7 protein-coding genes and 1 pseudogene are annotated in these 12,425 nt (G+C 43.2%); 1 reads left to right on the top strand and 7 read right to left on the bottom strand.

Features of this window, described 5'->3' with window-relative positions; translation table 11 throughout:
• Window positions 1-17: 17 nt before the first annotated feature.
• Window positions 18-605, bottom strand: a pseudogene (locus NLP_RS24815) (ShlB/FhaC/HecB family hemolysin secretion/activation protein); the annotation flags it as partial.
• A gap of 10 nt (window positions 606-615) precedes the next feature.
• Between NLP_RS24815 and NLP_RS24810 the strand changes: the two are divergent.
• Entirely contained in the window at window positions 616-1,599 is a 984-nt protein-coding gene (locus NLP_RS24810) for a CHAT domain-containing protein (protein ID WP_325034771.1), read from the top strand.
• Window positions 1,600-1,677: 78 nt separating this feature from the next.
• Here NLP_RS24810 and NLP_RS24805 read toward each other — a convergent pair whose 3' ends face one another.
• The 6 genes from NLP_RS24805 to kdpA form a co-directional block, all read right to left on the bottom strand.
• Complete coding sequence (locus tag NLP_RS24805; RefSeq protein ID WP_104908650.1) at window positions 1,678-3,459, bottom strand: iron uptake porin; 1,782 nt, start codon at window positions 3,457-3,459, stop codon at window positions 1,678-1,680.
• 585 nt (window positions 3,460-4,044) lie between these two features.
• Window positions 4,045-6,324 (bottom strand): aminodeoxychorismate synthase component I, encoded by a 2,280-nt coding sequence (pabB, locus tag NLP_RS24795; RefSeq protein WP_104908648.1) that lies wholly within the window; start codon window positions 6,322-6,324, stop codon window positions 4,045-4,047.
• 443 nt (window positions 6,325-6,767) lie between these two features.
• The gene (gene kdpC, locus NLP_RS24790) at window positions 6,768-7,406 is read right to left on the bottom strand and encodes a K(+)-transporting ATPase subunit C (RefSeq protein ID WP_104908647.1); all 639 of its coding nucleotides are present in this window, start codon (window positions 7,404-7,406) and stop codon (window positions 6,768-6,770) included.
• Window positions 7,406-7,675, bottom strand: coding sequence for a potassium-transporting ATPase subunit F (locus NLP_RS24785; RefSeq protein ID WP_104908646.1), 270 nt, complete (start codon window positions 7,673-7,675; stop codon window positions 7,406-7,408). Before NLP_RS24785 ends, kdpC begins: the two co-directional genes overlap by 1 nt.
• Before the next feature lie 6 nt (window positions 7,676-7,681).
• Window positions 7,682-9,823, bottom strand: coding sequence for a potassium-transporting ATPase subunit KdpB (gene kdpB / locus NLP_RS24780; RefSeq protein ID WP_104908645.1), 2,142 nt, complete (start codon window positions 9,821-9,823; stop codon window positions 7,682-7,684).
• A 441-nt stretch (window positions 9,824-10,264) separates the two neighbouring features.
• Window positions 10,265-12,010: a potassium-transporting ATPase subunit KdpA gene (gene kdpA, locus NLP_RS24775; RefSeq protein ID WP_104908644.1), complete on the bottom strand. Its 1,746-nt coding sequence runs from the start codon at window positions 12,008-12,010 to the stop codon at window positions 10,265-10,267.
• Window positions 12,011-12,425 lie beyond the last annotated feature (415 nt).

Below are 12,425 nucleotides of genomic sequence, written 5' to 3'. Positions count from 1 at the left end.
ATCTAGAAATCTCGCTTTCAAAACGGCTGATAGCGCACTGAAAAATTAAAGCCATTCTCTTGCAGCGAACTACCGCGATCGCTTGTGCCAATTAATGGTATACCATAGTCTGCACGCAATACCAAACCGTTAAAAGGTTGCCAGTTCAAGCCCAACCCCAAACTAGCAATGGTTTGCGGGTCGGCATTAATACCGCGATTATTCCAAGCTGTACCGATGTCAAAAAATGGGATTAGCTGTAATGTTTCCACATTTGAAGCCAGGGGAATCCGAACTTCCACACCTCCAACTACCCCATTGTCAGCCACAATTTGATTTTGATCGTAACCGCGCACTGTATCAACTCCCCCAATGCTAATTTTTTCTAACGAAAGTAAGGAATCAGGAGTAAGTTGAGTGTTAACTTTGGCTAGCATCAAAATGCGGGGAGATAGTCGTTGTACCCATTGAAATTGTCCCACCCAAGAGAAAAAACGCCCATCAGTACCACTATCGTTAACGGTTGCGTCAATTGCATCAATCCCAAAACTAAATTGCGATCGCGCCGCTAAAACACTGTTAGCATTACGTTGTAACCAATCTTGAGAAAAGCGGATTACCGTTAAATTTAAGTGAATTGAAGACCTCAATCAAAAAGGTGAGAAAATAGTTAGCAGCGATACCCTACAGAAAAAAATTGCCGAGTTTCGCACGGGACTAGTTAAAAGAGAAGAAATTAACTACGATACAACAATTGCATCACAGCTTTATGATTGGATAATTCGCCCCTTTGCGGAGGATATCAAACCGGAGAAAGTCAAAACTCTGGTATTTATTCAGGATGGGTTTTTGCGTAGTGTTCCGATGGCGGCACTTTATGACAGCAAACTTAATAAATATTTAGTCGAAACTTATGCAGTTGCAACAACTCCCAGTTTACGACTAACCACACCTAAACTACGCGATCGCAGTACGCAAAAGGCGTTAATTTTGGATTTGACAAAAGAAGCCACCATCGATGGCAAGACTTTTGAACAGCTTTTTGCGGTTCCCGATGAAGTCAGTGCAGTTGAAAGTATATTCCCCAATCATACCCCTCTAATCGACGATAATTTTATCCCCGAAATTTTTCAAGACAAACTTGACAAAACCACATATCCCATTGTTCACATAGCTAGTCACGCTCAATTTGGGATTATTCCTGAAGATACCTTCATTGTCACAGGGAAAAACCAAAAACTTACCATTAGCCAATTAGAAAACTCACTGCGAAACCTCAACAGCAAATCAGATAGCGTCAAACTACTCACACTAACTGCCTGTGAAACCGCAGTTGGCGATGACCGTGCCACACTAGGATTAGCTGGAGTTGCATTGCAAGTTGGGGTTAAAAGTGCGATCGCATCTTTGTGGAGTGTTACCGATCAATCGACATCCGAACTAGTGAAAACATTTTACACCAACTATCGCAACACTGGCATGAGTATTGCAGAGGCTTTGCAAACTGCTCAAATCAGAATGATTCATGCTAATAAATTACCGCTATCAGAAGGTGTCAATATTATGTACAATCATCCTGTATATTGGGCACCAATGGTTGCGATCGGTAATTGGGTTTGAAAAAGATCCCCAATATCGCAAGGCATAAGTCAAAAGGGACGCATAACATGCGTCCCTAAAGCAAATTGCTGTAAACTTTTAGAATGTGAAAGTTGTTCTCAGCGTACCGATAATTGCATCATCGTTATTGCTGTTTTGGCCAGGAGAGGTCAACCAAATTACACCAGGGGTAATTGAGACGTTATCTGACACGCGATACTTGTAAAAGCCTTCAAAGTGATAAGGTATATCATTACCAGTACCAGCAAAAGCTCCTCCTCGGTTACGGGCATAAGGTTCTGCACCAGCAAAAATACCTAAAACGTTACCCTTTTTACCAAGGTCAGGTAAGGCTACCCCAAGACCGTAACTCCAAGCTTCATAATCATCACCAGCACCAAAGCCTGTGACATCGTGGTAAGAAATGAAGCCACTGACTGACAGTTTGTCGCTGGGTTTGAAGGCTGCCGATATCCCATAAGAATTACTGGAAGATGCATTTAGGGTACTTAGAGTGTTAGCTTGATTAGTACCTACGACGCGGTTAGTGCTACCCAAACCACCACCGAAATCAAATAAATTACCACCTCCAGCACCATGATAACCGTGAACGTAGGTAGCACCTATAGAGAAGCGATCGCCAACACTAAAGTTCAACTGTCCAAGAGCTGCATAGTTACCTTCTAACAAACCTTGATTTGGTCCAGGATTATTAGCATTTGACGCCAAGTAGCCTATAGTCAATGAAGGTTTGAAAAAACTGCTGCCGCTACCTAAGGGTAAAGTCAGTGCTGCACCTGCACCACCACCAATGCGATAAATCGGACTTTCAGAAGCAAAGGTAGACAAAGCACCATTACCACCATCAAAATCCTCAAAGTAAGGATTATTAGTGGGCACATAATCGCTATGAATACCTCCGGTGCCCGCAAAGTAAGCTTGAACTGGGCCTATGGGTACGTAATACGCCAGCCAGTCGATAATCACACCGTTGTTACCAGTACTACCGATTTGAAAACTTTGTGTGCCTTCAGCAGTATCAATAGGAAGACCAGCATTATCCACTTGATTAAAGGCTAGTGCATTCCCGGCTGCAAGACGGGTATGTAAAAGGTCTTTACCGGTGAAACTGGTTTGCAAGTCTAAACGTACCCTATCTTGGAAGACAGTATTGTTCGCACCGCCAGTATTATTGCCAAAAATATCACTAACAGCAAAAATAGCTTCACCCACCAATTTTGTGGTAGTGGAAAACTGATTGGCTTCTAGTTCAGCAGTCCGTGCTTCTAGAGAATCTACTCGACCGCGTAGAGTTGCCAGTTCTGCCGAGAATTCCTCTTGCAAACGCTGGAGAGTCGCCAAATCCTGTTTTGTCACCAAGTCAGCAGTTGCTGTCGCAATCAGTTCATTAACTCGATCTAAACAAGCATTCAAACCCGCGGCAAACTCATAACGAGTCAGTGCCCGATTGCCACGGTAAGTAGAATTGGGGTATCCAGCAATACAACCGTAGCGTTCAACCAAGGATTGCAAAGCTTGGAATGCCCAATCAGTTGGCTGCACATCAGAAAATTGAGAAACTGATGTGACTTGAGACAGTGAATTCTGATTTTTGCCTTCGCTACTGTAGCGATTAACCTCTTCTAAAACCTTATTTTCATCGGTCTTTTGGGCAACTAATTGCTGATTAACTTTTGGTTGCTCTGTTTGAATGAATATTGAAGCATTAGCAGCTGTTCGTGCTTCTGTCTGAGCAGCTTTTGGCTTTATATGTTCAGAATAACTTGCTACTTCAGCAGCCATCGCCTTAGCGGAAACCAACACCGTCACCCCCAAAACTACTGGACTTAGTACCAGAGTTTTCCACAATAGATGAGACATTTTTATTTTCCTTTCCCAAAAAATAACCAAAATCAGTGGGTTCAAGAAAAAGAGAACAAGTGATTATTCTACTTGTTGGAAATCTTATCAGATTGCTGTTAACTAAGCTAGATATCTAAGAAAACTTTTCCAGATATGGAATTGTCAAGTTTTGCAGATAAATTATTTGCCAAAGGTTGGGTTTATAAGGGAGTTTTACACGATTTTTTGCTATATATCGACTTTAGCTTCTTGTTTTTAACTCTAGTTTTTGCTACCTCCTTTTTATCTTTCAATTTATTCTTTAATCAAGAAAGTGCATTTATGTATGGAGTTGTGATGATAAATTAGTAATTATTGACTATTAATTCTTTTGAACTTCCAACCTGCGGAATGTTGGATATAAGTCAATATCGTCAGTGAAGCCCAAAATTTTTGGTAGAGACACAAAAATTATCGTCTCTTGAGGTTAAAAATCAATACCAAAAATCCTTAACCCAAGGGAATTTGGATATAAATGTTAGTTTCAAGAGTCTTTAATAGTAGCCAGTTTTGTGTCAGGATAGCCCCCCCAAACACATCTCCATCCTTTTTTAAGTCTTTGATTTAGGCAGATAATTTTTCATAACTATCGGCAGTTGTTGCTTCTAATCCCAAAATGGGATACATATCTGGTTCAGATGTTCCGTGCATCGTCAGAAGCAGAGCGTCGATTAAGGCTTTGGCTTTAAGCAGCGTTTCCTGAAACTCCATCTCCGGCTCAGAAAGGGCTATAATTCCACCACCGATGCCAATGGAGGTTCGATCGGGAGTCAAAACAGCAGTCCGAATCACAATATTCAAATCGGCTGAACCATTCAAACCCAAAAAGCCGATCGCACCTGAATAGACTCCCCGCGCCTCTTGTTCTAAGCGATCGATAATTTGCATGGTGCGGATTTTGGGCGCACCAGTCATCGATCCTCCGGGAAATGCAGCCCGCACGCAATCCACCGCTTGTAAATCTGAACGTAACCGCCCGCGTATCGTTGTCACCAACTGATGTACTGTTGAGTATGTTTCCACATCCATTAATTTTGGTACATGGATGCTACCAACTTCACAGACTCGTCCCAAATCATTGCGTAACAGATCGACAATCATCAGATTTTCAGCTCGGTCTTTTTCGCTGTTGCGTAGCTTCTCACGGAGGACGAAATCGGCTTCGGGGGTTTCTCCTCGTGGTAGGGTTCCCTTAATCGGCTTAGTTTCTACCCATCCTTGGCGATCGATCCGTAGAAACCTTTCTGGAGATGAGCAAGCGATCGCAATTTCACCAAAGCGCAAAAATGCAGAGTAAGGAGCTGGGTTGATTTTACGTAATGTGCGGTAGAACGTCAATGGGTCGGGGGTTGCATCGGTGTGCAGCTGATTTGTCAGGCAAACTTGATAAGTTTCCCCTTTGTGAATTTCGTCCAAGCATTGCTGAATATCTTGAATGTAATTTTGGTAAGTGCGACTCAAACGGAATTTAACAGGCTGACAATTTTCTTGGGGTACAAGAGCAAAAAGAGGATCGAGAGTTTCGAGTTGTTGTTGGATAGTATCAAACCAAGTTTCTACTTGTTCTGTTTGTCCTTTTTTGATTAATTGCAGCAAATAAAGACACTGTTCTTGATGATCGATCGCAATCATGCGATCAGCAAGTAAGAAAATTGCATCAGGTAATGGTGAAGAATGCACCAATGACGACCCACACTCCGCCTTGAGTTCATAGCCAAAATAGCCAACAAATCCACAATTAAAATCAAAAGGTAACTGATCAGATTGACAAAATCGGCAATCTATTTCCCGCCTCAAATACTCAAAAATACTTTCGGTGCGATGAATCACGGTATCTGACTGTGTGACGATCAGTTCTTGTGTTTGGGTATGGTATCGCACCAATAAACTGTTTGCTCCACTTCCATCACCCATAAACGAGAAGCGAGATAGACCAAGTTCTACACGGCTGCTATCTAGCCAAAAAGCGTTTGCTGCATCCCCAAATAGCTGTACAAATATTTGTTCTGTATTTGGGCAGATATCTAACTTGCGTGTATGCAATTCAAACTTCTCTTCCTGTTCTTCTCTACGAGACGCTGCGCGAAGGCGGGGTCGATCAATAACAGGAGTAACAGATCCATATCCAATCCAATATTGCGTTTGTGGACTTCTTGACTCTGCCAATAGGCTTTCAAGCCCTGCCCCTTGTGGGTGGCTCTCCCTCCTGCCTTCTGCCTTCTTCCTCCTGCCTCCTGCCTCCTGCCTCCTTGACGATCTCTCTATAAATTGCAGCGTAATATCTCGAAAGTTTGCTAGTAATTTTTGCCCATATTCTGTACAAATAGACTCTGGATGAAACTGCACGCCCCAAAAAGGTAGATGGCGATGACGCAATCCCATCACCAGTCCTTCTTCAGTCCAAGCAATTTTTTCTAGACACTCAGGTAATTCATTAGCCACTAATAACGAGTGATAGCGCACCACAGAAAAGTTACTAGGAATACCTTGAAATAATTCCGAATTATTATGATAAATTTTACTGAGTCTACCGTGTCGAACTTCCGGTGCATGAATCACTCTTGCACCATGTAGGTAGCCAAGTCCTTGATGCCCCAGACAGACTCCCAGCAAGGGCACATCCGCATTCTCAATTATCTGTCGGCAGACTCCAAAATCTTCTGACCTTTCTGGACGACCGGGGCCAGGTGAAATCACAATGTTGTCAAATGCAATTTCTTTTAATTCATCCCAGTTAAGGCGATCGTTATAAATTACTAGAGGTAGTTTACCATTTACCTCGGCAATCATCTGATAAAGATTAAAGGTATAAGAGTCATAGTTATCAATAATTAATGTTTGCATACATACTTAATTAACGACTGTATAGAACATTTTTGCAATTAGAATAGCACCTAGATAATTTATCTGCTACTTTAAGTTTTTCGGTTCTATCTTTGTTAATAAGTTATGTTGTCATACACTTTGCAGTTCTTGATTTTGGTTAAGCTTGTCCTTACTGCCTGTAAAGTATCCTAGCATAAGGTATTTCCAACAAATAAATTATCTAATCTTGTCGGGTGGGCAGTATTCGACTCAGCGCTCACGTCGAAGTCCTGCTCACCCTGAATATGAGATGGGTAAGGACACCCATATTACAAGAAAATTTGGGATATTTTTTTATTTGGAAGTCCCTAATCTAAGGCTTTCGATTTTAAGTAATCATTAAGGATTGCTATAAATAACTATTCCGAATAGGAGGCGTAGCAATAATCAAGATCACTCACTTTTTGCTATTTCCCAAGCCCTTATCCCTTAATCTTATCCAGAGCTAAATTCAGCTTTAACACATTAACTCCAGGTTCGCCAAAGATGCCGAGAAAGCGGCCATCGGTGTTTTGAGAAATTAAAGTTTCGAGTTGGTTCGGCTGAACTCCTCGCGTCTTGGCTACTCGTGCAACTTGCGCGATCGCAGCTTCCGGGGTAATGTGGGGATCAAGGCTGGAACCGGAGGTATAGACTAGATCGCCAGTCGGTTGTACACCTGCTGTTTTCAGACGATTGAAGTCACCTTCAACTTTTTTGCTGGGGTCTGGGTCATCTTTACCTTTAATGCGTTCCAGCAATGCGGGATTACTGGGAGCCAAGTTACTAGCACCGGAAACTCCAGTTTTCAAAACTCCCGCATCATCCTTTTTGGGATCGGCTGTGCTGTAGCTGGTGCTACTGGGACGGCTGTTAAAATAGCGATCGCTACTAAAAGGTTGACCAATCAAAGCAGAACCGACAACTTGACCTGTGCTATTTTTCAGTAGACTGCCGTTTGCTTGAAAGGGAAAGACAATTTGCCCAATGGCAATCATCGCAAAAGGATAAATAATCGCTCCAATTACCCAGAGTACCAAGGTAGAACGAACGGCTCTACCAGCTTCGCGTGCAAAACTCATTAGAATTTCTCCGGTACAAACATTACAAAAAATAGATAGATGGAAAGTCCCAGTGTCACCAGTCCTAACAGCCCCAATCCCCAAGATTGACTGCGGGAAAGTTGTTCACCAGTAGCTGCATAAACTACAGGTGCAACCACTAGGTTGAAACACATTGCTAAGAACAAATACAGTGGCAGCTTTTGTCTACGCCATTGACACCAGATTTCGGTTATTTCTTCTAATACTTGGGATGCAGCGATCGCACGTCGGATCTGAACAGGTTTCATAGTAAATTAAGACAAAGGTAGGATAATATCTATCAGTTTGATGGCAATGAAGGGAGCAACGATACCGCCAAGACCAAAGATGAAGATGTTACGACGTAACAGTTGATCTGCTGTTAAAGGTAAGAACTTCACCCCTTTGAGTGCTAGCGGAATTAGTGCCGGAATAATCAAGGCGTTGTAAATCAGCGCCGAGACGATCGCAGATTGGGCACTCTTTAATCCCATAATATTAAGTGCGCCGATTCCAGCAGCAGCAAAGATTGTGGGAATGATCGCAAAATACTTAGCAATATCGTTAGCGATGGAGAATGTTGTCAATGCTCCACGAGTAATTAGCAGTTGTTTACCTATGGTTACTAAGTCAATCAACTTCGTGGGGTCTGAATCTAAGTCCACCATGTTAGCAGCTTCTTTGGCAGCTTGCGTCCCCGAATTCATCGCCACACCCACATTTGCTTGAGCCAGAGCAGGTGCATCGTTCGTACCATCCCCAGTCATTGCCACCAGTTTACCCTCAGATTGTTCCGAGCGAATCACCTCAATTTTGTCTTCTGGAGTGGCTTCGGCAATGAAATCATCCACCCCAGCCTCTTCAGCGATTACTGAAGCGGTAATTCGATTGTCACCTGTGAGCATGATAGTCTTAACACCCATGCGGCGGAGTTGGTCAAACCGTTCCCGCAAACCAGGTTTGACAATATCTTTCAGGTAGATGACACCATAAATTTTGTCATCTTGGCAGACAGCTAAAGGCGTACCGCCTAACCGGGAAACTCGCTCATAAGCTGCATCTATATCATCAGGAACGTTGCCGCCACGGGAACGGACAAATCCCTTAATCGCCTCTACCGCTCCTTTGCGAATTTGTTTACCATCAGGTAGATTCGTACCGCTCATTCGGGTTTTAGCGGAAAATTCTACACCTTCGGCTTTGTCAATGTTAAAGTCTACCCCAGCCTGAGATTTTTCTGCTAAAAGTACAATCGATTTACCTTCTGGCGTATCGTCAAATAAGCTAGCAGCTAAAGAGACTCGCGCCACATCTATTATTGAGTGGTTATCCAGGGGAATAAACTCATCAGCCATCCGATTACCCAAGGTGATCGTGCCTGTCTTATCCAGTACCAAGGTGTTGATGTCACCGCAAGCTTCTACTGCTCGACCAGAGGTAGCGATGACGTTAAATTGTGCTACTCTATCCATCCCTGCAATACCGATCGCACTGAGTAAACCACCGATAGTTGTGGGAATTAAAGCTACCAGTAGCGAGATGAGAATAGCAACGCTAGCACCCGCCCGCAAACTGTTTCCCGCCTCAGCCCCAAAGGCTGTACTGATAAAACTGGCGATGTAGCCCACGAAGGGAGGCATAGTTGCCACCACAATCAAGAACACCTGTGTTAACACTGCCAACAATACCGTCAAAGCAATCTCGTTGGGAGTTTTGCTGCGTTCTGCCCCTTCTACCAGGGAAATCATGCGATCGATAAAGCCTTGACCAGGATCGGCACTGATGCGAATTGTCAACTCATCGGAGAGTAGGCGTGTACCGCCTGTCACTGAACTGGCAATATCTGTACCTGGTTGCTTCAGTACCGGGGCAGATTCCCCAGTAATTGCCGACTCATCCACTGAGCCAATGCCTTTAATTACATCGCCATCGGCGGGAATCATATTATTTGCAACCACTTTTACTAAATCGCCCCGTCGCAGTTCCGTAGAATTGACTTTTGCTATCGAACCATCGGGGAGGATTTTGTTAGCGATCGTATCCGATCGCGTCGAGCGCAGTGAATCAGCTTGTGCTTTACCGCGTCCTTCAGCTACGGCTTCGGCAAAGTTGGCAAAAACGAGGGTGAAAAAGAGAATAAAGGTAATCAAACCATTTAACAGGCGTTGTTGGTTGACATCAGCCTGGATTGTGCCAAACAGATTTGGGTTAAGGGTAACAAGCAAGGTGATAATTGTCCCTACCCAAACAACAAACATCACTGGGTTTCTGACAGTAATTCGCGGATCTAGCTTGACAAATGACTCACGAATTGCCCTTTGATAAAGTCCCCGCATATCTGTTTTGGAGGTGTGTTTACGCGAGTCACGAGTTCCAGATGGAATACGGGGCGAGGGAGAATCAGTAGTAATTGGCATACATTAAATTTTGAGCATGAGTCTTTGAGGTGGATGAACGGAGTTCCAAAGTCGATGAATGGAGTTCCAAAGTCGATGAATGGAGTTCCAAAGTCGATGAATGGAGTTCTGAGGTCGATGAATGGAGTTCCGAAGTCGATGAATGAAGTTCTGAGGTCGATGAATGGAGTTCTGAGGTCGATAAATGGAGTTCCGAAGTCGATAAATGGAGTTCCGAAGTCGATAAATGGAGTTCCGAAGTCGATGAATGGAGTTCCGAAGTCGATGAATGGAGTTCCGAAGTCGATGAATGGAGTTCCGAAGTCGATAAATGGAGTTCCGAAGTCGATGAATGGAGTTCCGAAGTCGATGAATGGAGTTCCAAAGTCGATGAATGGAGTTTTGAAGTGGATGAATCAGTCTCTAATTCTCCTTGTCCCCTTGTCCCCTCATCCCCAATCCCTAGCCGATACCTTTAGCGATAAAAAAGGCTTCACCAATGGGGCCTAATGCTAAGACTGGGAAGAATGTAAGTGCGCCCAGGATTAAAATCACGCCTGCGGTGACGCCTGTAAATAGTCCGGTATCGGTTCGCAATGTACCAGTGGTGTAAGGAACAGCTTGCTTACGAGACATACTATCTGCTAAAAACAGCAAACCGATGATGGGAATATAACGTCCAGCAATTAAACTGAAGCAGGTACTCAAGTTCCACCACAAAGCGGTTAAAGTTGGTGCTGTACCTGTAGATATTGCCAAAGGTGAAGGTTGTGAATCTCCCAAGCCTTCAAAGCCAGAACCGTTGTTAGCAGCAGCTGAGGCGTATTCATAGATAACTTGAGCAAAGCCGTGGAATCCGGGATTGCTAATTCCTGCTAGTTGATCGGGAAACGCTAGGGCGATACCTGCGGGAATCATAATTGCGATCGGGTGAACTAGCAGAATCAAAAAACTAGCAAGTACAACCTCGCGCTTTTCAATCTTGCGTCCGAGAAATTCTGGTGTACGTCCCACCATTAACCCTGTAGCGAACACAGCCAGAATCAGATAAGCAAATAGATAAGCGGTTCCTGTACCCTGTCCACCCCAAATAATTTGCAAGAACATATTGGAAAGGGTAATAAAACCGCCGTTGGGCATGAAAGAATCGTGTAAACTGTTGACTGCACCGCACATAGTACCAGTTGTACTCGTTGCAAATAATGCAGATTGTGCCCAACCAAACCGGACTTCTTTACCCTCTAAATTCGGTTGCTGACTATCCAGCAGTGCATTCACAGCCGGATTACCGTTGTATTCACCAATGGCAGTAATGATGATAAATATTACATAGAGTACGCCAACCATACCGTAGACTAACCAAGCTTGCTTAGTGTTATTCGCAAACAACCCATAAGTGTAAATTAGGGATGTAGGAATCGAAAGCATGGCGACAATCTGAATCAAGTTAGAAAATCCGTTGGGATTTTCAAAAGGGTGTGCAGAGTTGATGGCAAAAAAGCCACCGCCGTTTTCCCCTAATTGCTTGATAATTTCAAAATGAGCAACAGGGCCGCGAGCGATCGCCTGACTGATATTCGGATTTTCCAAGGTGGGGAATACAACCGCACCCCCCAGTGTTTCGGGAACGCCAGCTGCCATGAGAGCGATCGCGCCGACAATACAAATAGGCAGTAAAATTCGGGTAATCGAGCGAATTAGGTCTACATAAAAGTTGCCCAACGATCTACCCGTCAATCCGCGAATAAAGGCAATTCCTACCGCTAAACCAGTAGCAGCAGAGGTAAACATGTGATAACCAAGTCCCCACATTTGGCTGCCATAGCTCATGTAGGTTTCACCTGAATAGTGCTGCTGGTTGGTGTTAGTAATAAAAGAAATAGTCGTATGCAGCACTGTATCCCAGGTTGGGACATCTATCTTAGTTGGGTTTAATGGCAGCCATCCTTGATTCATAATAATCAAGAAAATCAGCAACCCCATTGCTACGTTGCTGTATAGGATTGCCCGCCCATACTGCCAGCCGGTCATATTTTCTTTGGTTTTAACGCCAACCAAAGAATAAAGCACTCGCTCAACCGGATTCAAAATCGGGTCGAGAAAAGTACTTTGTTCTCGGTATACACGCGCCATGTATCGCCCAAAAACAGGAGTGATTGCTACTACAATTAGTAGCGTTAATCCAATTTGAATCCATCCTTCTAGCATGATTTAATCAAACTCCAACCTAAGTAAACTTGAGATAAATATCAGATATTTTATTGTTAATAATCTGAAAAATATATGAAGTATATCGGCATCATTATTAACTAACCAATCTATAACTATGGGCTTTCTCAATCAATCATGAAGCTTTTTGTTAAAGAACACAAGGTATAAATGGATATTTAAACTATGCTATATAAGAAATATATGTTTCTATATATAAGAGTGTTTATCTCGATATATATCTGCAAATATAGAAAGGCAGCTAAATACTAAACAAATAGCTATTTGACACTAAAACTAGCTGAGTCTTTGAGGATTACAGTAATTTTTAACTTTCTTGACTACGTAGGGAATGAGTAAGAAACTTAAAAGGGTGGTTATAAACTGCAACTATAGCGCTTCTCGTTTGCGTGAG

Origin of the sequence: Nostoc sp. 'Lobaria pulmonaria (5183) cyanobiont' (assembly GCF_002949795.1) — a bacterium.
Classification (GTDB): Bacteria; Cyanobacteriota; Cyanobacteriia; order Cyanobacteriales; family Nostocaceae; genus Nostoc.
This window is presented reverse-complemented; position numbering and strand designations above follow the sequence as displayed.

Coding starts and splice junctions, on each gene's coding strand:
- NLP_RS24805 (WP_104908650.1), bottom strand. CDS start 3,459: ATGTCTCATCTATTGTGGAAAACTCTGGTACTAAGTCCAGTAGTTTTG.
- pabB (WP_104908648.1), bottom strand. CDS start 6,324: ATGCAAACATTAATTATTGATAACTATGACTCTTATACCTTTAATCTT.
- kdpC (WP_104908647.1), bottom strand. CDS start 7,406: ATGAGTTTTGCACGCGAAGCTGGTAGAGCCGTTCGTTCTACCTTGGTA.
- NLP_RS24785 (WP_104908646.1), bottom strand. CDS start 7,675: ATGAAACCTGTTCAGATCCGACGTGCGATCGCTGCATCCCAAGTATTA.
- kdpB (WP_104908645.1), bottom strand. CDS start 9,823: ATGCCAATTACTACTGATTCTCCCTCGCCCCGTATTCCATCTGGAACT.
- kdpA (WP_104908644.1), bottom strand. CDS start 12,010: ATGCTAGAAGGATGGATTCAAATTGGATTAACGCTACTAATTGTAGTA.